We start from the raw sequence: 22,920 nt of genomic DNA on the forward strand, positions 1-22,920 counted from the left end.
GCCAGGCCCACGTGGAAAAGGCCCTCAACGCCATCGACGGCGTGGAGGCCAAGGTAAACCTGGAGGCCAAAAACGCCACCGTAACCCTGTCCAAGGACGTGCCCGACGACGTGCTGAAAAACGCCGTCACCGAGGCTGGCTACGAGGTGGTCTCCATCTCCTGATGCCAGCTGCGGCAAGAGGGCCCGGCGCATTGCGCCGGGCCCTCCAGCCTGTCGAAAAAGTCTTTTCGACAGGCTGCCGAACTTTTTGAAACTTCAAAAAAGTTTCAAAAAGTTGTTTGATCCAACGCGAAAGGGAACCCTGACGGTTCCCTTTCACACTATCCCTCCCTCCGAATCCTTTGGCTGGAGGGTTTATCGACAACCTGGAGGGCCCGGCGCAATGCGCCGGGCCCTCTCTTCTGTTTTTGGGTATTGGGTATCCGCTAAAGTGCCGCTTATCGAGTCTGGCGGGAGGCGTCCTCCGCCGGGGCAGTCTCCGCCCGGTTAGGGCGCTTCCAGGTGTAGAGCGCCACGGCCAGGGCCACCGTGACCGGCACGGCCAAAACAATGCCGAAGCTGCCGGACAGGCCCTGCATGATGGCGATGCCAATGTTGTTGGAGTTGATGATCTGCTGATAGGGCAGGCTGTAGGCGTAGTCCAGCACCAGCATGGAGATGCTGCCGCCGGCAAAGGCCAGGATCAGGGTGTTGGAGTCGGTGCCCATCATGTCCCGGCCCACGTGCATCCCCGCCTTGAAGAGCTCCCCGCGGGAGAGGGCGGGGTTCTGGGCGTGGATCTCCGCGATGGCGGAGCCGATGGACATGGCCACGTCCATCACCGCCCCCAGGCTGGAGATCAGCAGGCCGGAAAAGAGCAGGCCGCCCACCTGCACGCCGCTGGTGCTGGCCAGGGTGAGCAGGCTCTCAATGTCGGACACGTTCCAGCCGGTGATGCCGGTGGCCATGCTGAAGATGGTGGCGGAAATGCCGGCGATGACCACGCCCGCCACCGTGCCGCCGGTGGCCACCAGGGTTTTCCTGGTGGGGCCGCCGATGAGATACATGGTGACCAGGGTGGTGATCACGCAGATGAACACGCTTACCCAGAAGGGGGACAGGCCCCGGTACACCAGGGGCAGGTAGACGAAGAGGATGCAGAAGAAGGTGAACACCAGGCCCAGGGCGCCCTTGATGCCCTGCTTGCCGCCCACCAGGCACAGCACCACCAGATAGGCCGCGGCGAAGGCGTAGATGACCCACTCCCGGTCCTGGGAGTAGATGCTGGTGATGGTGGAGTCGCCGGCCACGCTCTGCATGACCACCACCCGCATGCCCACGGTGCAGCCCGCGCCGAAGAGGAAGCCGGAGGCGCTGGTGGTCTCCAGCTCCTGCCCGGCCCGGACGCCGGTGGTCAGGCGCACCAGCACCCGCTGCTCTCCCACCCGGGTGCCGTTGGGCTGGAGGTTATCCTGGAGGATCTCGGTGACCACGCCCTTCTCAAAGGTCTGCCCCTCCCGGTTTACCAGGGCTACCTTGTCCACCTGATTGATATAGACGGTGAAGATCACAAAGGCCGCCAGCAGCACCACCGGAATGCCCCAGCGCACAAACCACTTTTTCAAGTTCAACAACAGTCAGCCTTTCTGTTCGGAATGGAAATTCCCGGCGGCAGAGCCGCCGGGAATTCTTGCGGAAATCAGGGGAGCCGGCCTTACAGCTCCACGCCCAGACCGGCGTAGAAGGAGGCGGGCAGGTAGTAGTTGCCGTTGGCCAGCACGGCGTCCTCGGTGACGCTCTCGCCGTCCACCGTCAGGGTCAGGGAGACGGAGGTGCCGGAGGCGGGGGCGGCGGAGGGCACCGCGTCGGTGTAGGCCGCGCCGGTGGTGACCACCACGCCGCCATTCCAGGCCACGTTGAACTGGCTGTCGGTGCCGGACACGGCGGCGGCCACGTCGCGCAGGCGGTAGTAGGTCTCGCCGTCCACGGTCAGGGTGGCGGCGTCCACGGTCTGCTGGGGCTCGTCAGTCTGGGCGGCCTTCTGGATGGTGAAGGTGTCGTCGATCATCTCCACCGCGCCGCCAGCGGTGATCTGATAGGTGGTGATGGCGAAGGAGTCGCTGTCCATCTCGATCACGGAGTAGCTGGGCAACCAGTTCTGGCTGCGCTGGGCGATGTAGTCCTGCTGGGTGGCGATGAGCTCGTAGAACTTGGAGCCGGAGGCGGAGTTGGCGGTCATGTACAGGGTGCCCTGGGGGTTCACCACGGTGCTGCCGGTGGTGTCCTCGATGGTATAGCAGCTGTTGTCCGCCAGGAAGGCGTCGTGGGCGGCGGTGCCGGCGGCGTCATCCTCTGCGGGGTACAGGGGGATCTGCTCGTCGGTCTGGGTGTTGTAGGCGTTGTCCCAGTCGTAGTCGGTGCCCTCGGCGTTCAGGCGGAACTCGTAGGTGCCGTGGCTCTGGCCGTCGCCGTAGAGCAGCTTGGAGCGGCTGTAGGTGTGGTCGTGCCCCTGGAGCACCACGTCGATGTCGTACTCGTCAAAGATGGGGGTCAGCTGGGTACGGAGGATCATGCCGTCGGTGTCGGAGTGGTCCAGGCCGGTGCCGTAGATGTCCTGGTGGATGGTGACCACACGCCAGGCGGCATCGGGGTCGGAGGCCACGGCCTCGGCAATGGCCTGCTCGTGCTCGGCCACGTTGTAGTTGTTGGTGTTGAGCACGATGAACAGGCCGTCGCCGTAGGAGTAGTAGTAGTCGCCGCCGGCCTCGGTCTCGCCGTAGGAGGTGGCGTTGGGGTTGTTGAAGTGATAGGTGTAGTCGGGATTCAGGGAATCGTGGTTGCCGATGGTGGTGGCCACGGGCAGGCTGGCCAGCATGTCGGGGGACAGGTAGCCGGCGTACTCCTCCTCCTTGGCCTGGCCGGTCTTGTTGACCTGGTCGCCGGCGGAGATGATGAAGTTCACGTCGGGGTTCTGCTGGGTGGCAATCTCCAGGGTGCGGTTCCAGCCGAAGGCGTCGTTGCGGGCGGCGGTGTTGGCCGCGCCGGCATCGGCCACCAGGGCCTCGCCGTTCTGGGGCTGACCCTTGGACGCGCCGATCTGGGGATCGCCCACGTACAGCATCTTGACAGAATCAAAGCTGCCGGTGCGGTACTCCTGCACCTCGGTCTCCACGCCGTTCTTCTCCACAGTGTAGTAGTAGGTGGTGTTAGCCTGGAGACCGGTGACGGTAACGTGGTTGGAATCATAGGCCACGCCGCCGGTCAGGCTGGTGTCCACCGGCATGGTGGTGCCGGTAAAAGCGGTCAGGTTGTTCCGGTCGGTGCCGAAGTGAACCACCGGGGTGGCCGCCTGGCCGTCCTGCGTCTGGCTGTACCAGGCAAAGTTGAGCTGGGTCTCATCCGCGCCGGGGGTCAAAGAGACCTGGGTGTAGTCGTTGGCCACACTCTCCCACTCGCTGACCCAGGCCTGCCATTCGGCGGAGCCGCCGGTCACGCTGCCGTCATTGTAGTTGGCGGTAGCGGCCAGGGCCGCGGGGCAGACGCCCAGCACCAGCGCGCCGCTGAGTACGCTGGCCAGGACCTTCTTACGTGTCTGCATGCTTTCCTACTTCCTTTTCTTTCAGGTTTGCGGCCCTTTTCTCCGTTGGGCCACCCAAAAGTATAGCACTCCGACCGCGATCTACAAGGCACCTTGCAAAACCTTTCCCGAAGCTTTACACGGATTTTACGTCGCCCGGCAAATTGCGCGGATCCGGCAGACAGATACGCCGGCCCCGGAATCCTCTGGATTCCGGGGCCGGCGTGTAGCGGGCCGCGCATGTCAGGCATCCGGGCCTTTGATCTCGTCCCAGTACCGCTTGGCCGCCTGTTCGTTCTTGTTGTCGCCGTACTGGTAGTAATGGGTGCCCGCCAGGATGTCGGGCAGGTACTGCTGTTTGACCCAGTGGCGGGGGAAGTCGTGGGGGTAGAGGTAGCCCTGCTCCCGCTCCATCCCCGCCGAGTCGGCGTGGACGTTCTGGAGGTGCCGGGGGTAATCGCCGGTCCTGCCCGCCCGCACGTCGGCCCGGGCGGCGGCAATGCCCATATAGACCGAGTTGGACTTGGGGGCGGTGGCCAGCAAAACCACCGCCTGGGCCAGGGGGAGCTGGGCCTCGGGCAGGCCCAGCTGGAGGGCGTTGTCCACACAGGCCTTGGCGATCAGCGCCGCCTGGGGATAGGCCATGCCCACGTCCTCGCTGGCGGAGCAGAGGATGCGGCGGATGGCGGTGGTCATGTCCCCCGCCTCCAGCAGGCGGGCCAGATAGTGGAGGGCCGCGTCGGGGTCGGAGCCCCGCAGGGACTTCATCAGGGCGGAGGCGATGTCGTAGTGGTCGTCCCCCTCCCGGTCGTACCGCATGGCGGACCTCTGGGCCACCGTCTGGGCGTCGGCCAGGGTGACGGTGAGGGTGTCCCCCTCCCGCCGGGCGGAGGTGAGGAGCAGCTCCACCGCGTTCATGGCCTTGCGCACGTCGCCGCCGCAGGCGGAGGCGATGTGCTCCACCACCCCATCCTCACAGACCACCTCCGCCTTCAGCCGCTCCCCCATGAGGCGGATGCCCCGCTCCACGGCGGGGCGCACGTCGGCGGCCTCGATGGGCTTGAACTCGAACACGGTGGAGCGGCTGAGCACCGCGTTGTAAACATAGAAATAGGGATTCTCGGTGGTGGATGCGATCAGCGTGATCTTGCCGTTCTCCATGAACTCCAGCAGGGACTGCTGCTGCTTCTTGTTGAAGTACTGGATCTCGTCCAGGTAGAGGAGCACCCCGTCGGGGGCCAGCATGGTGCCGATGTCCTTGATGATGTCCTTGATGTCGGAGATGGAGGCGGTGGTGGCGTTCAAACGGTGCAGCGGCCGGTTGGTGCGCCTGGCAATGATGTTGGCCACGGTGGTCTTGCCGGTGCCCGAGGGACCGTAGAACACCAGGTTGGGGATGGAGCCGCTGTCGATAATCCGGCGCAGCAGGCCGTCCCTCCCCAGGATATGGCGCTGGCCCACCACCTCATCCAGGGTCTGGGGCCGGATCTCGTCGGCCAGGGGCCGGTAGGTCATGTGGGCCGCCTCCTTCCGCAGGCAAAAAAGTGGAGCGGAATCCCTTCCGCTCCACTTATTCTAACATAAGTTCGATCCCCCGTAAAGAGCTTACAGATCCGGGATGTTCCCCTCTCCCCGGCTCACCGGGGCGTTGGCGTAGAGCCGCAGGAGGGTGAGCACCGCCTGCTCCCGGGTGTAGGTGCCCTGTGGATGGAAGGCGCCGCCGGAGCCCTGCATCACTTTCAGCTCCAGCACCGCCGCCGCATCGTCCCTGGCCCAGTCGGCCACGCTGTTCCAGTCGGACAGGGCGGGCGTGCGGTCAGCGGCCTCATAGGTGCCGCCGTACAGCCGGTAGCAGCGCATGAGGATGGACGCCGCCTCCTGCCGGGTGATGGGACTGTCCGGATCGAAGGTGGTGGCGCTGCGGCCGTTCAGGATGCCCAGAGCATAGGCCGTATTGCCGTAGCCCCGATCCTCCGGTGTGGCCAGGTCGGTAAAGGGCCCCCACTCGCCGCAGAACACATTCCACCAACTGCTGGCCGCGCCGAACCGGTTCCCGTCCCGGTCCACCGTGGTGGGGCAGTAGGCGCTGACAAAGCTGCTGTCGCTGGAGAAGCCGTGCTGGAAGGCCAGGAAGTGAACCACCATCTGGGCAAATTCGATGCGGGTGATGGCAAAGCGCCAGTGGTTCTGGAGATCCCACGGTACCATGCCCAGCACGATGGCCTGGTGCACCTCGTCATAAGCCCAGGGGGAGGGCACATCATCGGGGAGGATCACCGCGTCCCCGTCCGCATTGCTCTGGGAGTCGGCCCGCGCCGCGGGCAGCACCCCCACCACCAGCACCAAACTCAGCATCAGGGCCAGAAACCGCTTCATGTCCCCCACTCCTCTCCGGGTTTTCTCTCTGTGTTTACCATAACACGGCGGGCGGCTTCCGTCAAGGGCAAAAGCGCGTCAGTCCGGGGTGACGGTAAAAACTTCCTCAATGGACACGCCGAACACCTGGGCGATGTTCCAGGCCAGCACCAGGGAGGGGTTGTACTTTCCCTTCTCCAGATTGCCGATGGTCTCCCGGCGCACCCCCACCAGCTTTGCCAACTCCTCCTGCTTCAGGTTCAGGCGGGCCCGGTGCTCCTTGATCCGGTTGGTGATCATGGCCCGGCGTGCCTCCACTCCCGGAGAGAGGCCCAGAAGCTGGAGACAGCGTACACCGCCACCGACACGCCCCAGCCCAGGCCGGCCCCCAGATAGAGGGCCTCCGTCCGCCCCCCGCCCAGGGCCAGGGCTGCCAGCACCGCCAGGGCCGTCACCCCCATGCCGGAGAAAAAGCCCAGGGCCGCGGAGCGCAGGATCTGCCCCTCCTGCATCTCATCCGGCCGGAGGAAAAAGTACTGAAAGTCCACGGCGAAGGCAAAGAAGCCCAGGAAATACCGCTCCGGGGTGAACACCCCCACAAAACCCAGCAGAGACAAAAGGCCGATCAGCCCGTACCATCGTTTCCGCATCATGTGGAAAACCTCCTCAGTTATGTGGTATATTTCGCTCTTTATGTTTGAAATATACCACAATCTATTTCCCCTGTCAAGGGGGATTTTCTTGCCCAGCGGCGGGCGCTGTGCTACAATCAGGGGGAGAATGCAAGGGGGGAGCTCCATGAAAAAGTACTGCATCGCCATCCTGCGTATCATCCGGTACAGGAGGGCGGACTGACCATGGCTCAGCCCCTTCCCCGCCGCTACATCGCCTTCGATGTGGAGACCCCCAACCGGAACAGCGACCGCATGAGCGCCATCGGCCTGACAGTGGTGGAGGACGGGGCCGTCCTCCAGTCTTATTACACGCTGGTCAACCCGGAGGTTCCTTTTGACCCGTTTCACATCCGCCTCACCGGCATCACTCCGGCCATGGCGGCGGAGGCACCCACCTTTTCCGAGCTGTGGCCCTCCCTGGCCCCTCTCCTGGGCAGCGGCGTGCTGGCCGCCCACAACGCTCCCTTTGATCTGGCAGTGCTGGGCCGGTGCCTGCGGGCTTACGGCGTCCGCTGGCGGCCCGATGTGCCCTACCTCTGCACCTGCCAGATGAGCCGGCGGCTGCTGCCCCAGCTGCCCGACCACCGGCTGGACACCCTGTGCCGGTACTGCGGCATCTCCCTGAACCACCACCACGCCGGCAGCGACAGCCGGGCCTGCGGGGAGCTGCTGGCCCGCCACCTCCAGGCCGGGGCCTCCCCTCTCCCCTTCCTGCGCACCTATGATCTGTATGAGCTGCGCACCAGAAAAGCCCGGCCCTGACAGGGCCGGGCTTTTTGCGAAAAATTTCCGTATGAATCCCGCCAAAGCGGTTACACTATCACCAGCGAAAGCGAGGTGAGCTGGATGCAGAACCAGAATCAGGATCAGATGAAGATCCGCAATCAGAATGGCCAGAAGCAGACCGAGGGCCAGAATCCTCAGAACAAGAAAAAGGATCAGGCTCAGAACAAGAGCCGTCAGCCCAACCAGTTCTAAGGTGTTATTCAGGCGCGGGCCGGGGCACACGCCCCGGCCCATTTTTTCCTAAAATTTTTTCCTTTTTCTCTTGACATTCCCGGCTAATTTGGTATAATAGCATGCGTGCCCACGAGAGCACATGGAAATAGCGGGTTTGTGTAAGGGTAGCACAGCAGACTCTGACTCTGTATGTGAGGGTTCGAATCCTTCACCCGCTGCCAAAGGATGACCACACCGAAGGTGTGGTCATCCTTTTTTATGTTCCGAGCATTGGAAGCCGCCCGGCGCAAAAACGGCGGAGGCCAGAGGCCTCCGCCGTACTGCTGTTCTATTTTCCCGGGGGATAGCGTTTTTCTCCGTCCAGGATCCATACGGTATCCAGGCGGGCGCGGATTTCCGGCCGCTCCACCTGGTCGTCCCAGTCCTCCGGAGCCACCTCCTCCAGGGAGATGGTGATGTCCTCCGGGGCGCAGCCCCAGACCTCCATCAGGGCCTGGTTCAGCCGCTCCACCGCGGCCCGCCTGGCCGCCTCATCCCTGGGATAGCACTTGATGGACAGGTAGGGCATGGCCTTACACCCCGGCTATTGCCTGGGCGGCGGCCTTGATGATCGTCACGCAGGCGTCGATGCCGAGGGTGCTGTTGACGCACAGATCGTACTCCCGGCTCTGTCCCCACCGGCCGTTGGCGAAGTAGTTGTAGTAGGAGGCGCGGGCCTTGTCCTGGCGGATCACAAAATTCTCCAGGTTGGCCTGCTCCACGCCGTACTCCACCCGGGCACGGCGCACCCGCTCGTCCAGGGGGGCGTGGACAAACACGCTCAGCAGGCAGGGATCGTCCCGCAGAATGTAGTCGGCGCACCGTCCCACAATGACGCAGGACTCCTTGGCCGCCGCCTCCTTGATCACTTTGGCCTGGGCAACAAACACCTGATCAGGCACTGAGGGGGTCTGTACTGCGGTATAGAGGTCGTACAGGAAGCTGTTGGTAGGGCGCTGATGCTCCGTATCCCGGATAAAATTCTCCGAGAAGCCGGTCTTTTTGGCCACCGCCGCGATGAGCTCTTTGTCGTAGAAGGTGATGCCCAGCTCCTCCGACAGCTTCTTGGCGATGAGCCGCCCGCCGGAACCATATTCCCGGCCGATGGTGATGACAACGTGCTTCATAAGGACACCTCCTATCCTACTTCTATTATAATACAAACCGGCCGGTTCGTCAAAGCGGATTTTACCAGGAGTACTGCCCGCCCTCGGCGGAATATCGGGAGGGCAGCACGGTGGAGATGGAGATGCCGTCAATGTCGCCCCGCTCCCACATCTGCACCAGATCCGGCGCCTCGGCGTACACCAGCACGCCGCATACCTGGACGCCGTGCTCCTCCACGTAGTCCAGCACGGCGGAGAAATTCTGCCCCCAGGCCAGGGCGTTCTCCGCCTGGGGCCGGCCGGCGATGAAGGACAGCATGCTCAGGAAGTGCTGCGCATAGGCGGCCCCGCTGTAGTACTTCCCCTCCGCCCGCATCTGGTACCAGTTGAACATGGGGTAGTCCTCCCAGCTGGGGGCGATGCTGTTGAAGGGCGCGCCGGACATGTTGAAGCCCACCAGGCCGGGCAGCAGCTCCTCGCCGCTGCGCACGCCCGCCCACAGGAAGGTAAAGCCCTCCTTCCAGGCGTACCGCTCCTCCAGGGCGAAGAGCTCCTGGGTGCTCAGATCCTCCGGGAAGTGGAGCCAGGCGGCCACGTAGGAGGTGGGGGGCAGCTCCGCCAGATAGTCCGCCGCGGCCTGCCCGTTGCTGCTGTCCGCTAGGTTCCCCCAGTCTGCGATGCTCTCCATGGTGGCCAGGGCAAAGTTGCTGCCGAAGGTGCGCACCCAGCCCCCGGTCTGGGAGGCGTCCAGGGTTCCGCTGATCTGATCCGTCTCCCCGGTGAGCCAGTCCCGCAGCTCGTAGGTGAGGATGTAGCGGCCAAAGCCCTCCGGCCGGGCGGTGACGCTGTTCACGGTGTTCCCCGGGGCGGTCAGGCTGTACAGGGCGGTGAGATCCAGGGCGATGGCCTCGCACTCGGTGTCCGGCTCCCCCTCGATGCTCGTCCCGAACCCCTTCTCGTTGGGCTGATAGTACAGCGACGCCACCAGGGGGCTGGCAACAAAGCGCACCCCCAGCAGCACAGCCAGCACGATGCAGGCCGCCCACGCCGCCGTCCGCCGCAGGCGGCGGTTCATCTTCTTCTGAATGTGCCGCACCTCCCCGGCGGGGGCCTGGGCCTCCGCCGTCCCCAGCTCGTCCTCCACCTGCTCCGCCAGGTAGTCGGCGATGGCCTCGCTCTTCTCCAGCTCCGCCTCCACCAGGGCACGCTCTTCCTCGCTGGCCTGCCCGGCCCTGTACTTCTCCAGCAGCTCCCGGAATGTCATAGCTGTCCCTCCAATCTGGTCTTCAGTTTCTTCCGCGCCCGGCACAGCAGGGTGCGGGCCGCCCCGGGGGAGATGCCCATGGACGCCCCCACCTCTTTCAGGGAGAGCTCACCATAATAATAGAGGGTGATCACCTCCCGATCCGCCGGGGAAAGGGCCTGCACCGCCCGGTACACCGTCCGGCGGGTCTCCTGGCGGATGAGCTCCTCCAGGATGTCCCCCTCCGCCGGCAGCCGCGCAGGGTCGGGGGGCTCTGGGGCCAGGTACTTCCCCCGGCGGAGCTCGTCCAGCCACAGGTTGCGGCACACCTTGAACAGCCAGCCCCGCCACTGCACCCCCTCCCCCTCCAGGGAGAGGAGGGCCCGGCAGAAGGCCTCCGCCGTCAGATCCTGGGCCCGGGCCCGGTTCTGGCAGAGGGAGTAGGCGTAGAGATACAGCTCCCCGGCATAGCGCCGGTACAGCTCCTCCAGCGATCTGGGCTCCATGCTCCTCCCCCCTTCACCCCTACAACGTCCCGGCGGCCAAAAGGTTACACCTCCGCCGCAAAATGAATGACATCTTTCTTTTTTTGCAGATCGGCCGATAGACGCGCCGGTTTTCCCTTCATTTTTGCAATTACGAATTTTTTACTTGCATTTTGCAGGCAAACTGGTTATAATAGACTTCACTATGGCAGAGTGGATCGCAGAGCTGCCTCCACAAAAATATTCTCCGGCCCGCAGATCCACGCGGGCCGCCAAGCAAAGGGGTTTGGCAACATGGCATTTACGTTTACCAATTCGTACCTCCAGGGCGTGTATGAGGAGGTCTGCCGGAAGAACTCCCACGAGCCTGAGTTCCTCCAGGCCGTAGGCGAGGTGCTGGAGTCCCTCCAGCCCGTGGCCGAGCAGCGGCCCGACATCGTCCGTTCCGGCGTCATTGACCGGATTGTGGAGCCGGAGCGCAGCCTGCTGTTCCGCATCTCCTGGGTGGACGACCAGGGCAAGGTGCAGGTCAACCGGGGCTACCGGGTGCAGTTCTCCACCGCCATCGGCCCCTCCAAGGGCGGCCTGCGGTTCCACCCCTCGGTTAACCTGTCCATCATCAAGTTCCTGGGCTTTGAGCAGATCTTCAAGAACTCCCTCACCGGCCTGCCCATGGGCGGCGGCAAGGGCGGCTCCGACTTCGATCCCAAGGGCAAGAGCAGCAATGAGGTCATGCGCTTCTGCCAGTCCTTCATGACTGAGCTCCAGCGCCACATCGGCCCCGACACCGACGTGCCCGCCGGCGACATCGGCGTGGGCGCCCGGGAGATCGGCTACCTGTTCGGCCAGTACAAGCGCATCCGCAACGAGTTCAACGGCGTGCTCACCGGCAAGGGCCTGAGCTACGGCGGCTCTCTGGTGCGCACCGAGGCCACCGGCTACGGCCTGTGCTACTTCGTTGACGAGATGCTCAAGGCCGCCGGCAAGTCCTTCCAGGGCCAGAGCGTGGTGATCTCCGGCTCCGGCAACGTGGCCATCTACGCCAACCAGAAGGCCACCCAGCTGGGCGGCAAGGTCATCGCCATGAGCGACTCCAACGGCTACATTGTAGACGAGAATGGCATCGATTACAAGATCATCCAGGAGATCAAGGAGGTCAAGCGCGCGCGCATCAAGACCTACCTGGATTATGTGCCCACCGCCAAGTACGTGGAGGGCTGCCAGGGCATCTGGACCGTCCCCTGCGGCATCGCCCTGCCCTGCGCCACCCAGAACGAGCTGCCCCTGGAGGGGGCCAAGGCCCTGGTGGAGCACGGCTGCTTCGCTGTGGCCGAGGGCGCCAACATGCCCTCCACCCCCGAGGCCGTGGCCTACTTCCAGGAGCACGGTATCCTGTTCGGGCCCGCCAAGGCCGCCAATGCCGGCGGCGTGGCCACCTCCGGCCTGGAGATGAGTCAGAACTCCATTCGCCTGAGCTGGTCCTTCGAGGAGGTCGACCAGAAGCTCCACGGCATCATGACCAACATCTACCACAACGCCGCCAAGGCCGCCGAGGAGTACGGCATGCCCGGCAACCTGGTGGCGGGCGCCAACATCGCCGGCTTCCTCAAGGTGGCCGACGCCATGATCTGGCAGGGTGTGTCCTATTAAGGGACGCAGAAAGCAATCAGGGGGACGCGGCGTTGCCGCGTCCCCCTTTTGCATCGCCACCGGGCCCCACCTTTCCGGTCTGTTTCTCTACCAAACAGAGGATTTTCCCGTTTCAGGCTGTTCTCCTTCCCGATCTTCTGCTATAATAGACGCACTGTCTATCTCTGTCTGCAATCCGCCGTGCAGGGCGCGGCGTTATCCTGATTTACGCTCACTCGACTGAAACGGAGGCCGCACCCATGCTGCAAATTCAGAACATGCCCCTGCCCGTAGAGGGCTTCCCCGCCCAGCTGGAAAAGCGGGCGGCCAAGCTGCTGGGCATCCGCCCGGAGCAGTTCCAGTCCCTGGAGCTGGTGCGGCTGTCCATCGACGCCCGGAAGAAGAGCGACGTCCACTACGTCTGCACCGTCCGGGCCGTGGTGGAGGGAGAGGAAAAGCTGCTGGCCCGCTGCCGGGATAGGCGGGTGAGTCCCTGCCTGCCGCCCCGGCCCTATGTATTCCCGGCGGTGGGGCGGCGCTCCATCCTGCCGCCGGTGGTGGCGGGCATGGGCCCGGCGGGGCTGTTCGCCGCCCTGTTCCTGGCCCGGAACGGCCTGCCCCCCATCGTGCTGGAGCGGGGCCGCCCGGTGGAGGAGCGGACGGTGGACGTGGAACAATTCTGGGCCACCGGCGTGCTGGACCCCTCCTCCAACGTGCAGTTCGGCGAGGGGGGCGCGGGCACCTTCTCCGACGGCAAGCTGACCACCGGCACCCACGACCCCCGCATTTCCACCGTGTTCCGCACCCTGGTGGAGGCGGGGGCCCCGGCGGACATTCTCTACCAGCACAAGCCCCACATCGGCACCGACGTGCTGCGGGAGGTGGTGCGCCGCCTGCGGGAGGAGCTGCTCTCTCTGGGCTGCGACGTGCGCTTCGGCCATAAGCTGGCGGGGCTGGACATCCGCAGCGGGGCGCTGGCCGGGCTGACCGTGGAGGGCCCCGGCGGGGCCTACCCCCTGCCCTGTGACGCGCTGGTGCTCTCCCCCGGCCACTCCGCCCGGGACACCTTTCGGATGCTGCTGGACGCCGGGGTACCCATGGCCCCCAAGCCCTTCGCTATCGGGGTACGCATCGAGCACAGCCAGGCCGCCGTGTCGGAGGCCCAGTTCGGCCCGGCGTGGGAACGCCTGCCGGCGGCGGACTACAAGCTTGCCTGCCACCTGCCCGGCGGCCGCAGCGCCTTCACCTTCTGCGTCTGCCCCGGCGGGCAGGTGGTGGCCGCCGCTTCGGAGGAGGGCCGGCTGGTCACCAACGGCATGAGCCTGCGCGCCCGGGACGGGGCCAACATCAACGGTGGTTTTCTGGTGGGGGTGGACCCCGCCGACTTCGGCTCCGCGCACCCCCTGGCCGGGGTGGAGTTCCAGCGCCGGTGGGAGGAGGCCGCCTTCGCCCTGGGGGGCGGCGGCTTCCGGGCACCCGCCCAGACCGTGGGCGACTTCCTGGCGGGGCGGCCCTCCAAATCTCTGGGGGATGTGGCCCCCACCTACCGGCCCGGCGTCACCCCGGCGGCCCTGGATCGCTGCCTGCCGGACTATGTGGCGGACACCCTGCGGGGCGCCTTGCCCCTCTTTGACAGGAAACTCCGGGGGTTCGCCCACCCCGGCGCCCTTCTCACCGGCGTGGAAACCCGCTCCTCCTCTCCGGTGCGCATCCTCCGGGGGGAGGACTGCCAGTCCCCCGTCCATGGCCTCTACCCCTGCGGCGAGGGGGCCGGATATGCTGGTGGGATCACCTCCGCGGCTGTGGACGGTATCCGGGTCGCCGAGGCCGTGGCCGCCGGTTAGCCTCCTCGCCAGAGGCAATTCTCTTTCTCCGGATACTGGAGACGGCCTGCTACCAACACTTCCAGCTTTAATTTTTCTGCCATCTGGTATAAAAAGCTCCATTTCAGCACATTTTAAGGCTGAAATGGGGCTTTTTATCTGTTCTTCCGCGTTTTGTTGTGATACTGTGGACTTCCAGATTTGTCGAAAGAGAGGGAAAACAGTATGTCAAGGAAAAAAATTGAAACCAACATCTCCTACGACGACACGCGGCGCAAGTATTACGTGTGCATGGACTACGGGGTGGACGAGACAGGAAAGCGGGTGAAGAAATACAAGACCTATCCCTCCCTCCTGCTGGCCCGCCGTGCCCTGCGGGACTTCCAGACGGAGCAGGACACCTACCAGACGGTGGCGCCCCGCTCCATGACCCTCAACCAGTGGCTGGACTACTGGATGGAGGAGGTGATCCAGCCCAACCGGGCGGTGACCACCATCTACGGCTACCGGAAAATCATCGAGAACCACCTGGCTGAGGCTCTGGGAGATATCCCCATCCAGAAGCTGACTCCCCAGCACCTCCAGCAGTACTACACCATGCTCATGCGGGACAAGGGCCTGACAGCCAACACAGTGCGGCGCCACCACGACCTGCTCTCCTGCGCCCTCCACGTGGCGGTGCGGCAGGACATCCTCCTCCGCTGCCCCACAGAGCGGGTGGAGCCTCCCCGGGTCATTCCCAAGGAGGCCCGGTTCTACAGCCCGGCGGAGCTCAAGCGGCTCTTCGGGCTGGTGGAGGGCCACTGGCTGGAGCTGATCGTCAAGCTGGCGGGCAGCCTGGGCCTGCGGCGAGAGGAGATCTGCGGCCTGCGGTGGAGCAGCGTGGATCTGGAGCTGCGCAAGCTCCACATCAAGGAGGCCCGCACCGCCGCCGGGGCGGAGATTGTCCAGAAGGAGACCAAGAACCGCTCCTCCAACCGCATCCTCCACCTGAGCGAGGAGCTGTGCCGCCTGCTCCGCCGGGAGCGGGCCCGGCAGGCCGAGCGCAAGCTGGCCCTGGGGGACGCCTGGCCGGACACCGGCATGGTGGCGGTGGACGCCAAGGGCTATCCCTACTCCCCCAACGCGGTGTCCCTGGCCTTCACCCGGTTCATCCGGGCCAACCACCTGCCCAAGATCACCCTCCACGGCCTGCGGCACACCTTCGCCACCGTGGCCTCCGCCCAGGGCGCGCCCCTGTTCGACATCGGCAAGGCCCTGGGCCACTCCACCCCCGCCACCACCGGCAAGATCTACACCCACCTGCTGGATCAGAACCACACCGCCACCCTGGATCGGGTGGCCAACGCCCTGAAGTAGCCGGCAGTCAGAAGAAGGACAGCTGCCGGTCGGCGTAGCCGTGCTGGCAGGCGGCGGTGATGTCCTTCATGCGGCACAGCAGGCCCAGCTCCCCGCACCGGCGGGAGAACGCCTCCCACAGCTCCCCGGCCCGGGGGCTGGGGCACTCGTAGCGGGGGCCGTACTGCCTCTGATACCGCCCCGGCAGGCCGGGGAAGTTCTCCTCCAGCGCCCGGTAGTAGTGCTCCCGCTGCCTGTCCCGCAGGGTCATGCCAAAGGCGGGGTACACAAATTTCGCCCCCGCCCCGGCGGCGGCCTCCGCCACCGCCAGCACATTTTCCACACTGTCCTCCAGGAAGGGCAGCACCGGCATGAGCAGAATCCCGGTGAAGAGCCCCGCCCGGGACAGCGCCCGCACCGCCTCCAGCCGGCGGGCGGGAGAGGGGGCGTTTGGCTCCACCTTGGCGGCCAGGGCCTCGTCCGTGGTGGTGACCGTGATTTTGCACAGCACCGGCACATGGGCCTTCATGCACCGGAGCACGTCCATGTCCCGGGTAATGAGGTCGCTCTTGGTGGCGATGGCCGCCCCGAAGCCATAGGCGTCCAGCAGCTCCAGGGCGTGGCGGGTGAGCCGGAGCTCCCTCTCGAAGGGGTTGTACGGATCGCTCATGGAGCCCAGGCCCACAAAGCCGGGGCGCACCTTCCGCGCTAGCTCGTCCCGCAGCAGGGGCAGGGCGTTTTCCTTGGCCCGCACCCGGTCAAAATCAGCAATTCCGTAGCAGTCGCTTCGGCTGTCGCAGTAGATGCAGCCGTGGCAGCACCCCCGGTACAGGTTCACCGTGTGGTCGGTGCCGAACCAGGCCGTGCTCCTGTTGCGGATTAAGATGTGCTTGGCAGGAATATAGTCCATAACCCCTCCAAAAAGCAGATACGGCCCTCCCTCCCGATTCCGGGTTGGGAGGGCCGTGTGTTGTTGTTTACCGGGGCGCGCGGCGGGGGCAAGCCTCCGCCCTATGCCTTCTTCTGGAACGCGAAGAATCGCTGGCCGAAGTAGTTGAGAATGGTATACAGGGCCATGCCGCCCAGCTTGGTGAGCCGCTCCTGCCACAGGGGGGAGATGGCCGTGCGGCCCAGCACCCACTCCGCGATGGGCTGGGCCAGGGCGTAGGCGATCACGTAGCACACCGCCACATTGATGGCAAATTTCACCGCCGAGCGGAGGAAGGTCTCCTCACTCCGGAAGGTGAAGTGCCGGTTGAGGAAAAAGCTCATCACCGCGCCGGCCACATAGGCGATGGCGGTGGAGGGCCAGTAGCCCAGCCCCTCCAGCAGGAACATGAGCACCATGGACAGCAGGGTGTTGCCCACCCCCACCAGCAGAAACTTGGGGATGCTCTTGTCAATCAGCTTCGCCATCGTCCGTGTCCTCCAGTACCTCCCGGATCAGGAAGCGGGGCCGCCCCTTGGTCTCCAGGTAGATCTTGCCGATATACTCGCCGATCACGCCCAGGGACAGGAGGATCAACCCGCCGATGGCCCACACCGAGCAGATCACGCTGGCCCAGCCGATGATGGTGTCCCCGGTGGCCCAGCGGACGACGGAGTAGATCAGCATCAGGATGCTCACCAGGAAGATCAGGAAGCCCAGCATGGTGATGTACCGGATGGGCTTGGTGGACAAGCTGGTGACCCCCTCCATGGCGAAGGAGAGCATCTTTTTCAGGGGGTACTTGCTCTCGCCGGCAAACCGCTCCCCCCGCTCATAGGCCACCGCGCCGGTGGTGTAGCCGATCATGGGCACGATGCCCCGGAGGAACAGGTTCACCTCCTTGAACTGGGCCAGGCCCTCCAGGGCCCGGCGGGACATGAGGCGGTAGTCGGCGTGGTTGAACACCGTCTCCGCCCCCATGAAGTTCATCAGGCGGTAAAAGGCCTCGGCGGTGAAGCGCTTGAAGAAGGTGTCCTTCTGCCGGGAGGAGCGCACGCCGTAGACGATGTCGCAGCCGCCGTAGTACTGCTCCACCATGGCGTCCACCGCGTCGATGTCGTCCTGGAGATCGGCATCCATGGAGACGGCCATGTCGCACCGCTCCTTGGCGGTCATCAGCCCCGCCAGCAGGGCGTTCTGGTGGCCCCGGTTGCGGCTCAGGTTCACCCCGCTGAACAGGGGGCACTCCCCATGGAGCTTTTCGATGATGCTCCAGGTGCTGTCCCGGGAGCCGTCGTTGACAAAGAGCACCCGGCTCTTCTCCGAGATCCTTTCCGATGCAGTCAGGGATTCCAGCTTGGCCCGCAGACGCCTGGCGGTCTCGGGCAGCACCGCCTCCTCGTTGTAGCAGGGGACGACGATATAGAGGATATCAGCCATCTACGGTTTCCTTCTTTCTTTTGTAGTCTCGCTCCGGACAGCCGTCCGCTCCCGAGCGCACACCCCGCCGGTCTGAAATCGCTGCCTGGGCCATCAGCATCAGCATGGGCAGCGCGGAGTAGTGATACCGTCCCGCCACCTCTACCAGCATCTGGGCCGAGGTGAGCCCCAGCACATACAGCGGAGCCATCAGGGCGATGGTGCCGGTTTTCTGCCGCCACAGGCGCACCGTGCCCGCCAGGGCCAGGAAGAGGCAGGCGTAATAAAATCCGTTGCAGAGGAAAAAATACCGCCGCATATGCCCCAGCGCGGCAGCGGAGTAGGCCACGCAGGCATCGTCCGCCCCCAGAAAGGTGTGCAGCTTGTCCTGCAGCAGCGCCGGGAAATCAATCCGACCGGAGGTGATCCGTGCCAGCGCGTCATTCAATGCCTGCTCCTGTGCCCACTGTGCGGTGGCGCCCGGCTGGTCGCTGTAGGTGTAGAGCCGGTCGCTGTCCTCCTGATTCCAGCGGCCGCCAGACGTCCTGTTAAAGCCTACAAGCACGCTATACCCCGGCGTGGTGGAGGGCTCCTCGCCGATCCGTCGAGCAATATGGCCGTTCCACAGAGGTCCGGTGAGCAGGTAGGCCGCCACCAGCACCGCCAGGAAGGGCAGCCAGAGCCGCCGCCAATCCCGCTCCATCAGGCATCCGGTATTCAACAGGAGCACCCACAGGAACATGGCGATGGCCAGAATTGCCGCAATGGGGCGCACGCCGTTGAGCCATCGGAGCAGCAGGGCGCATCCAAGCCCGGAACACGCTCCTGTCTGCACAGGCCGGCGGAACTGCCCCGTCCGCCGGGACAGCTCAGTCACCGCCAGCAGGAAGGCAAGGAGCATGACGGTGTACAAAGGCTCAGAGAGAACCAGGCTGTTGTACATGGTCTGGGAAGGACATGCAATCCAGAACAGATATGCCCCCGCCCCCGCTGTCAGGCCGAACCACCGGCAGCCCAGCAGAAACAGCAGGCTGCCGGCACACACACTCAACACCACGTTCAGCCACTGGGCCAGCATAGAGGACGGGCCGAACAGGCGGATAAACCAGCTCAGAAAATCGGCGTAGCCGAAGATATGTGGAAACAGGGCCAAATAGCGGCCGCCCCAGACGACTTCCCGGCTCGCCAAGGAGTTTGCGTAGTCCCAGAATACCAGGTAATCCCCCGCCAGGGGCACCTGTACCAGAAGCACCCAGACCGCCTTGACGGTCAGGCAAAGCAATGAGAGGAGCAGCCAAATCTTTAGGGAGCCCAAGCGGGTCAGGGCCGGGAAAATCGGCGGAAGTAGCAGCAGGACCGCCGCTGCCCCCACTGCACCCAGCACAAATTCCTGCCGGTGGGCGGTTCCGCGGCTCACTGCCAGATATAGGATATCCAGCACCAGCAGCAGAAACACCGCCAGCATCAGGTGCTTCAGTCGCAACGAGGCCCTCTTGATCCGAAGTTCCATGCGACCCCCCTGCTTTGTTTCTCTGCCCAGGTTACATATAGTTTACCATAATCCTCCTTCCGATTCAACCACCACATTCCACGAGGAGCAGTCCCCTCCGTCCCACCAGCAGAAAGGGCCGGGTGCACCGCGCCCGGTCCTCTCTGCTTCTTACAGTTCTTATGGCCCATCCAGCTTGTGCCGCAGGTGCTCCACAGCCTTCCGCTCAATGCGGGATACCTGCACCTGAGAAACTCCCAGCACCCTGGCCGCCCGATCCTGGGTGAGGCCTTTATAGTAGCGCAGGAGGATCACCTGCCGCTCCCGGTCGGGCAGGGCGGCGATGGCGGCGCGGAGGGCCTCCCGCTCCACGATAGCCTCCTCCATGCCCCCGTCGCCCAGCACGCTCTCCAGGGTGAAGCCGTCGCCGGTCTCCATCTGGAGGGAGGCCACCGGCAGGCTGGCCTCCTCCGCGGCGGCGATCTCCTCCACGGACAGGCCGGTCTCCGCCGCCAGCTCGCTGAGGGCGGGCTCCCGCCCCAGCCGGGCGGAGAGCCTGTCCCGGGCCTGCCGGATGGTTCCCGCTCGCTCCTTGAGGCCCCGGCTCACCTTCACCGCCCCGTCGTCCCGGAGGAAGCGGCGGATCTCCCCGGCAATCTTGGGCACGGCATAGGTGGAGAACTGGCACCCGAAGGCCGGGTCGAAGCCCCGCACCGCTTTCAGGAACCCCAGGCACCCCAGCTGGTACAGATCCTCCGGCTCCGCCCCCCGGCCGTAGTAGCGGCGCACAATGCTCCAGATCAGCCCCGCGTTCTCCTCAATGAGCCGGGTGCAGGCCTCGTTGTCCCCCCGTCTGGCCTCCTCCAGCAGGCCGGGGGTGTCCGCCACGCTCACACGGCCGCCCCCATCCGTCGGGAGAGCTTCCGGCGGAGGGTGACCACCGTGCCCTTCCCCGGCCGGGAGCGCACCTTTACCGCGTCCATGAAGCTCTCCATGATGGTGAAGCCCATGCCGCTGCGCTCGGCGCTGCCGGTGGTGAACATGGGCCGGCGGGCCTCCTCCACGTCGGCGATGCCCACGCCCCAGTCCTTCACCTGGATCTCCAGGCTGTTGTCCTCAAACAGGCGCAGGCGCAGGGACACCCGCCCCAGCCGGTCGGGGTAGGCGTGGACGATGCAGTTGGTCACCGCCTCGCTCACCGCGGTCTTGATGTCGTTGATCTCCTCCAGGGTGGGATCCAGCTGGGCGGCAAAGCAGGCCGCCGCGGTGCGGGCAAAGCCCTCGTTGGATGAGCGGCTGAGAAAGCTCACCGCCGCCTCGTTGATCGGTTTCATTATGTAATTCCTCCCCTATTCCTGTCATGCAAACTTCATGAGCTTGTCCAGCCCCGCCGTCTTCAGCACCTTGGCCGCCTGGGCGGGCACGTTGACCACCTGTACGCTGCCCCCCAGCTCCCCCACCCGGCGCCAGGCCCGCAGCAGCACGGCGATGCCCGAGCTGTCCATAAATGTCACGCCCGCCAGATCGATGGTCAGCTCCCGGGGGAGCTCCAGGTCGATCTGGCGGTTCAGCTCCTCCATGATGGCGCGGGCGCCGTGGTGATCCACCTCGCCGCTGAGGGCGGCGCGGAGCACCCGCCCCTCGCCGGTGCACGTCACTGCCATGGCTTGTCCCTCCTCGTAGACGAAAAAAATCGCAGCATACCAGAATTTGGTATACTGCGATGGTAGCATATTTCCTTTGCGGATGCCGTCGAGTGCTATCGAACGGCGGAAAAGGTGGTGAAGATCCACTGGTCGCCCACCTGCTCATAGAGGAAGTCGTGCTCCTCCGTGCCGGTCACGGCATAGTCCTGCTCCGAATCCAGCACCTCCACCGTCACCCGGACGGTGTACCGGGCGGGCGCCTCGTCCCGGAGCACCTGGACGGTCTCCTCCCCTTTGGTCATGTCGGCGTCCCGTCCCCCGTCAATCGTATAGAGGACGCCGTCCAGCTCCACATACTGGGTGCCGTCGATGGGCAGCAGCTGATCCACCAGCGTGTCGGAGAACAGAGTTTTCAGGTAGCCCCGCAGCTCCGCCAGGTTGGAGAAGCGCGGGTCGTCCACCCGGCAGTAGGTGAGCTCCCCCATCGTGCGCTGCTCTGTCCGATCCAGCTCCGGCGGAGCCAGGACGAACCAGCCGTAGGCCTCCTCCGCCATCTGATAGGCGGCCAGGATCTCCTCGTCCGTGGGACCCTCCGCAAGCTCCGGCGCGGCCGTCGGCATGGGGGTGGGCATGGGCACCGGCTCCACCAGCACCGGCTCACTCTCCGCCGGCGCGGGGGAGGCGCTCTCCACCGGCGCGGCCGACGGAGTGACCGTCTGAACCGGCGTGTCCTGAACCTGGGGCGTCTCCGGGCGCTCCGGCTCCGCCGTGTCCGCCGGCTCGGTCATCTCCCGGCTGGAGCAGCTGGTCAGCACCAGCAGAACCGCCAGCAGCGGCAGCAGTCTTTTCATCGGGCCCGGCCCCCTTTCCTCAGATATCCGTTTTTCTTCTATTTTATCCGCTTCCGGCCCATTCTACAACTACAGATGCGTTACAAAATCCAACAAAAAAGAAGCGGAAGCGCCGCCCGCCTTTGTGGATGGCGGCGCTTCCGCGGGGGGAACTGCCGGTTATGCCAGGGCCGCGGCGGACTCCTCCAGCTTGGCGATCAGGGCGCGGAGCTTCTCCGCCCGCTCCTGCTCGGCCTCCACCACCTGGGCGGGGGCCTTGTTCACAAAGCCGGGATTCTGGAGCTTGGTCTCCAGCTTGTCCAGCTCCTTGCGGTTCTTGTCCAGCTCCTTCTGGATGCGTGCCTTCTCCTTCTCCAGATCCACCAGCTCCGCCAGGGGCATGAAGATCCGGGCGGCGTGGGTGGTGACGGTGACCATGCCCTGGGCGGTCATGGCCTCGTCGCTGCCCGCGTCGGCCACCCCCACCACGGTCACATCACTGGCGTAGGCCAGGCGCTTGAGGAAGGGGATGCCCTGGGTGAACACGTCCCGCTCCAGGGTGGAGACGGTGAGCTGGGCCTTCCTGGACGGGGGCACGTTCATCTCCGCCCTTCTGGCCCGGATGGCCCGGATGGCGTCCATGATCAGCTCCATGGCCTTCTCCTCCTGGGGGAAATCCAGATCGGCATGGTGCTCCGGCCACTGCTGGAGCATCAGGTAGTCGCCCTCATGGCCGGAGCCCGGCTGGCGGGGCAGGGCCTGCCAGATCTCCTCGGTGATGAAGGGCATGAAGGGGTGGAGCAGCTTCAGGGTCTCGGTGAGCACGTAGCACAGCACCTGCTGGGCCCGGATCTTGCTGTCCTCGTCCTCCCCCTGGAGGCGGGTCTTGGTCAGTTCAATATACCAGTCGCAGTAGTCGTCCCAGATGAAGTCATACACCTTCTGGGCGGCCACGCCCAGCTCGTAGCGATCCATGTTCTCCGTGACCTGGGGGATCACCGAGTTGAGCTTGGACAGGATCCACTTGTCCTCCAGCTCCAGCTTGTCGGGCAGCTGGCACTGGTCAATGGTCAGGTTCATCATCAGGAAGCGGGAGGCGTTCCAGATCTTGTTGGCGAAGTTGCGCATGGCCTCGCACCGCTCGGTGTAGAAGCGCATGTCGTTTCCGGGGGAGTTGCCGGTGACCAGGTTGAAGCGCAGGGCGTCGCAGCCGTACTGGTCGATCATGTCCAGCGGGTCGATGCCGTTGCCCAGGGACTTGGACATCTTGCGGCCCTTGTCGTCCCGCACCAGGCCGTGGATAAACACGGTGTGGAAGGGGGGCTTGCCGGTGTGCTCGCAGCCGGAGAAGATCATCCGGGCCACCCAGAAGAAGATGATGTCATAGCCGGTGACCAG

At 64.9% G+C, this 22,920-nt stretch carries 25 protein-coding genes and 1 tRNA gene; 7 read left to right on the forward strand and 19 right to left on the reverse strand.

All coding sequences use genetic code 11. The features are described from left to right. Positions 1–11: 11 nt before the first annotated feature. A complete protein-coding gene (locus tag QZ378_RS06400) occupies positions 12–164 on the forward strand; it encodes a heavy metal-associated domain-containing protein (protein ID WP_291257708.1) in 153 nt (50 codons plus the stop codon). Between the two features lie 275 nt (positions 165–439). On the opposite strand, the gene QZ378_RS06405 is transcribed toward QZ378_RS06400, so the two are convergent. From QZ378_RS06405 to QZ378_RS06430, 6 genes are all read right to left on the reverse strand, one after another. Beyond that, on the reverse strand, positions 440–1,612 hold the full coding sequence (locus QZ378_RS06405; RefSeq protein ID WP_291257693.1) for a YibE/F family protein: 1,173 nt from the start codon (positions 1,610–1,612) through the stop codon (positions 440–442). An 83-nt stretch (positions 1,613–1,695) separates the two neighbouring features. Beyond that, positions 1,696–3,579: a metallophosphoesterase family protein gene (locus QZ378_RS06410; RefSeq protein ID WP_291257694.1), complete on the reverse strand. Its 1,884-nt coding sequence runs from the start codon at positions 3,577–3,579 to the stop codon at positions 1,696–1,698. Between the two features lie 222 nt (positions 3,580–3,801). Beyond that, positions 3,802–5,073, reverse strand: a complete 1,272-nt coding sequence (locus QZ378_RS06415) for a replication-associated recombination protein A (protein WP_191528161.1) — start codon at positions 5,071–5,073, stop codon at positions 3,802–3,804. Between the two features lie 90 nt (positions 5,074–5,163). Continuing rightward, a complete protein-coding gene (locus QZ378_RS06420; protein WP_191385177.1) occupies positions 5,164–5,934 on the reverse strand; it encodes an S-layer homology domain-containing protein in 771 nt (256 codons plus the stop codon). A gap of 78 nt (positions 5,935–6,012) precedes the next feature. After that, complete coding sequence (locus tag QZ378_RS06425; protein ID WP_291257695.1) at positions 6,013–6,213, reverse strand: helix-turn-helix transcriptional regulator; 201 nt, start codon at positions 6,211–6,213, stop codon at positions 6,013–6,015. Next, complete coding sequence (locus QZ378_RS06430; RefSeq protein ID WP_191528160.1) at positions 6,210–6,566, reverse strand: DUF3796 domain-containing protein; 357 nt, start codon at positions 6,564–6,566, stop codon at positions 6,210–6,212. The genes QZ378_RS06425 and QZ378_RS06430 overlap by 4 nt, the downstream gene beginning before the upstream one ends. 204 nt (positions 6,567–6,770) lie before the next feature. On the opposite strand from QZ378_RS06430, the gene QZ378_RS06435 reads away from it, so the two are divergent. From QZ378_RS06435 to QZ378_RS06445, 3 genes are all read left to right on the forward strand, one after another. Next, a complete protein-coding gene (locus QZ378_RS06435) occupies positions 6,771–7,349 on the forward strand; it encodes a 3'-5' exonuclease (protein WP_291257696.1) in 579 nt (192 codons plus the stop codon). An 84-nt stretch (positions 7,350–7,433) separates the two neighbouring features. After that, positions 7,434–7,565, forward strand: coding sequence for a hypothetical protein (locus QZ378_RS06440; protein WP_255397010.1), 132 nt, complete (start codon positions 7,434–7,436; stop codon positions 7,563–7,565). Between the two features lie 129 nt (positions 7,566–7,694). Further along, positions 7,695–7,768, forward strand: a tRNA-Gln gene (locus QZ378_RS06445). A gap of 107 nt (positions 7,769–7,875) precedes the next feature. Here the strand turns inward: QZ378_RS06445 and QZ378_RS06450 are convergent. From QZ378_RS06450 to QZ378_RS06465, 4 genes are all read right to left on the reverse strand, one after another. Further along, positions 7,876–8,115 (reverse strand): tautomerase family protein, encoded by a 240-nt coding sequence (locus QZ378_RS06450; RefSeq protein WP_191385159.1) that lies wholly within the window; start codon positions 8,113–8,115, stop codon positions 7,876–7,878. 4 nt (positions 8,116–8,119) lie between these two features. Continuing rightward, the gene (locus QZ378_RS06455) at positions 8,120–8,713 is read right to left on the reverse strand and encodes an AAA family ATPase (RefSeq protein WP_291257697.1); all 594 of its coding nucleotides are present in this window, start codon (positions 8,711–8,713) and stop codon (positions 8,120–8,122) included. Positions 8,714–8,774: 61 nt separating this feature from the next. Then, positions 8,775–9,956, reverse strand: a complete 1,182-nt coding sequence (locus QZ378_RS06460; protein WP_291257698.1) for an anti sigma factor C-terminal domain-containing protein — start codon at positions 9,954–9,956, stop codon at positions 8,775–8,777. After that, on the reverse strand, positions 9,953–10,441 hold the full coding sequence (locus tag QZ378_RS06465; protein ID WP_291257699.1) for a sigma-70 family RNA polymerase sigma factor: 489 nt from the start codon (positions 10,439–10,441) through the stop codon (positions 9,953–9,955). The genes QZ378_RS06460 and QZ378_RS06465 overlap by 4 nt, the downstream gene beginning before the upstream one ends. A 273-nt stretch (positions 10,442–10,714) precedes the next feature. Here QZ378_RS06465 and gdhA point away from each other — a divergent pair, with 273 nt between their 5' ends. From gdhA to QZ378_RS06480, 3 genes are all read left to right on the forward strand, one after another. After that, the gene (gene gdhA, locus QZ378_RS06470; RefSeq protein ID WP_291257700.1) at positions 10,715–12,070 is read left to right on the forward strand and encodes an NADP-specific glutamate dehydrogenase; all 1,356 of its coding nucleotides are present in this window, start codon (positions 10,715–10,717) and stop codon (positions 12,068–12,070) included. A gap of 239 nt (positions 12,071–12,309) precedes the next feature. Further along, positions 12,310–13,893 (forward strand): NAD(P)/FAD-dependent oxidoreductase, encoded by a 1,584-nt coding sequence (locus QZ378_RS06475; RefSeq protein WP_291257701.1) that lies wholly within the window; start codon positions 12,310–12,312, stop codon positions 13,891–13,893. 204 nt (positions 13,894–14,097) lie between these two features. Then, positions 14,098–15,231: a site-specific integrase gene (locus tag QZ378_RS06480; protein ID WP_291257702.1), complete on the forward strand. Its 1,134-nt coding sequence runs from the start codon at positions 14,098–14,100 to the stop codon at positions 15,229–15,231. A 7-nt stretch (positions 15,232–15,238) separates the two neighbouring features. Here QZ378_RS06480 and QZ378_RS06485 read toward each other — a convergent pair whose 3' ends face one another. The 9 genes from QZ378_RS06485 to QZ378_RS06525 form a co-directional block, all read right to left on the reverse strand. Beyond that, positions 15,239–16,120 carry a radical SAM protein gene (locus QZ378_RS06485; RefSeq protein WP_291257703.1) on the reverse strand — a complete coding sequence of 294 codons (882 nt, stop codon included), beginning with the start codon at positions 16,118–16,120 and terminating at the stop codon, positions 15,239–15,241. Positions 16,121–16,221: 101 nt separating this feature from the next. Continuing rightward, positions 16,222–16,626, reverse strand: a complete 405-nt coding sequence (locus QZ378_RS06490; RefSeq protein WP_291257704.1) for a GtrA family protein — start codon at positions 16,624–16,626, stop codon at positions 16,222–16,224. Continuing rightward, the gene (locus QZ378_RS06495) at positions 16,610–17,578 is read right to left on the reverse strand and encodes a glycosyltransferase family 2 protein (RefSeq protein ID WP_191528153.1); all 969 of its coding nucleotides are present in this window, start codon (positions 17,576–17,578) and stop codon (positions 16,610–16,612) included. Before QZ378_RS06495 ends, QZ378_RS06490 begins: the two co-directional genes overlap by 17 nt. Beyond that, positions 17,571–19,067, reverse strand: a complete 1,497-nt coding sequence (locus QZ378_RS06500; protein ID WP_291257705.1) for a hypothetical protein — start codon at positions 19,065–19,067, stop codon at positions 17,571–17,573. The genes QZ378_RS06495 and QZ378_RS06500 overlap by 8 nt, the downstream gene beginning before the upstream one ends. Before the next feature lie 159 nt (positions 19,068–19,226). After that, complete coding sequence (locus QZ378_RS06505) at positions 19,227–19,940, reverse strand: sigma-70 family RNA polymerase sigma factor (protein ID WP_191380462.1); 714 nt, start codon at positions 19,938–19,940, stop codon at positions 19,227–19,229. After that, a complete protein-coding gene (spoIIAB, locus tag QZ378_RS06510; RefSeq protein ID WP_087239486.1) occupies positions 19,937–20,380 on the reverse strand; it encodes an anti-sigma F factor in 444 nt (147 codons plus the stop codon). The genes QZ378_RS06505 and spoIIAB overlap by 4 nt, the downstream gene beginning before the upstream one ends. A gap of 24 nt (positions 20,381–20,404) precedes the next feature. After that, positions 20,405–20,710 carry an STAS domain-containing protein gene (locus tag QZ378_RS06515; RefSeq protein WP_191380461.1) on the reverse strand — a complete coding sequence of 102 codons (306 nt, stop codon included), beginning with the start codon at positions 20,708–20,710 and terminating at the stop codon, positions 20,405–20,407. 95 nt (positions 20,711–20,805) lie between these two features. After that, positions 20,806–21,543, reverse strand: a complete 738-nt coding sequence (locus tag QZ378_RS06520; RefSeq protein WP_291257706.1) for a hypothetical protein — start codon at positions 21,541–21,543, stop codon at positions 20,806–20,808. A 159-nt stretch (positions 21,544–21,702) separates the two neighbouring features. Then, the coding region (locus QZ378_RS06525) for a class I tRNA ligase family protein (protein ID WP_291257707.1) at positions 21,703–22,920 on the reverse strand (1,218 nt) is incomplete at its 5' end.

The sequence above is a fragment of the Flavonifractor sp. genome, assembly GCF_019422385.1.
Classification (GTDB): domain Bacteria; phylum Bacillota; class Clostridia; order Oscillospirales; family Oscillospiraceae; genus Flavonifractor; species Flavonifractor avistercoris.

Bases quoted from the DNA above. Each gene is read 5' to 3' on its own strand.
- QZ378_RS06410 (WP_291257694.1), bottom strand. From the start codon at position 3,579: ATGCAGACACGTAAGAAGGTCCTGGCCAGCGTACTCAGCGGCGCGCTG.
- QZ378_RS06415 (WP_191528161.1), bottom strand. From the start codon at position 5,073: ATGACCTACCGGCCCCTGGCCGACGAGATCCGGCCCCAGACCCTGGAT.
- QZ378_RS06420 (WP_191385177.1), bottom strand. From the start codon at position 5,934: ATGAAGCGGTTTCTGGCCCTGATGCTGAGTTTGGTGCTGGTGGTGGGG.
- QZ378_RS06425 (WP_291257695.1), bottom strand. From the start codon at position 6,213: ATGATCACCAACCGGATCAAGGAGCACCGGGCCCGCCTGAACCTGAAG.
- QZ378_RS06430 (WP_191528160.1), bottom strand. From the start codon at position 6,566: ATGATGCGGAAACGATGGTACGGGCTGATCGGCCTTTTGTCTCTGCTG.
- QZ378_RS06435 (WP_291257696.1), top strand. From the start codon at position 6,771: ATGGCTCAGCCCCTTCCCCGCCGCTACATCGCCTTCGATGTGGAGACC.
- QZ378_RS06440 (WP_255397010.1), top strand. From the start codon at position 7,434: ATGCAGAACCAGAATCAGGATCAGATGAAGATCCGCAATCAGAATGGC.
- QZ378_RS06450 (WP_191385159.1), bottom strand. From the start codon at position 8,115: ATGCCCTACCTGTCCATCAAGTGCTATCCCAGGGATGAGGCGGCCAGG.
- QZ378_RS06455 (WP_291257697.1), bottom strand. From the start codon at position 8,713: ATGAAGCACGTTGTCATCACCATCGGCCGGGAATATGGTTCCGGCGGG.
- QZ378_RS06460 (WP_291257698.1), bottom strand. From the start codon at position 9,956: ATGACATTCCGGGAGCTGCTGGAGAAGTACAGGGCCGGGCAGGCCAGC.
- QZ378_RS06465 (WP_291257699.1), bottom strand. From the start codon at position 10,441: ATGGAGCCCAGATCGCTGGAGGAGCTGTACCGGCGCTATGCCGGGGAG.
- gdhA (WP_291257700.1), top strand. From the start codon at position 10,715: ATGGCATTTACGTTTACCAATTCGTACCTCCAGGGCGTGTATGAGGAG.
- QZ378_RS06475 (WP_291257701.1), top strand. From the start codon at position 12,310: ATGCTGCAAATTCAGAACATGCCCCTGCCCGTAGAGGGCTTCCCCGCC.
- QZ378_RS06480 (WP_291257702.1), top strand. From the start codon at position 14,098: ATGTCAAGGAAAAAAATTGAAACCAACATCTCCTACGACGACACGCGG.
- QZ378_RS06485 (WP_291257703.1), bottom strand. From the start codon at position 16,120: ATGGACTATATTCCTGCCAAGCACATCTTAATCCGCAACAGGAGCACG.
- QZ378_RS06490 (WP_291257704.1), bottom strand. From the start codon at position 16,626: ATGGCGAAGCTGATTGACAAGAGCATCCCCAAGTTTCTGCTGGTGGGG.
- QZ378_RS06495 (WP_191528153.1), bottom strand. From the start codon at position 17,578: ATGGCTGATATCCTCTATATCGTCGTCCCCTGCTACAACGAGGAGGCG.
- QZ378_RS06500 (WP_291257705.1), bottom strand. From the start codon at position 19,067: ATGGAACTTCGGATCAAGAGGGCCTCGTTGCGACTGAAGCACCTGATG.
- spoIIAB (WP_087239486.1), bottom strand. From the start codon at position 20,380: ATGAAACCGATCAACGAGGCGGCGGTGAGCTTTCTCAGCCGCTCATCC.
- QZ378_RS06515 (WP_191380461.1), bottom strand. From the start codon at position 20,710: ATGGCAGTGACGTGCACCGGCGAGGGGCGGGTGCTCCGCGCCGCCCTC.
- QZ378_RS06520 (WP_291257706.1), bottom strand. From the start codon at position 21,543: ATGAAAAGACTGCTGCCGCTGCTGGCGGTTCTGCTGGTGCTGACCAGC.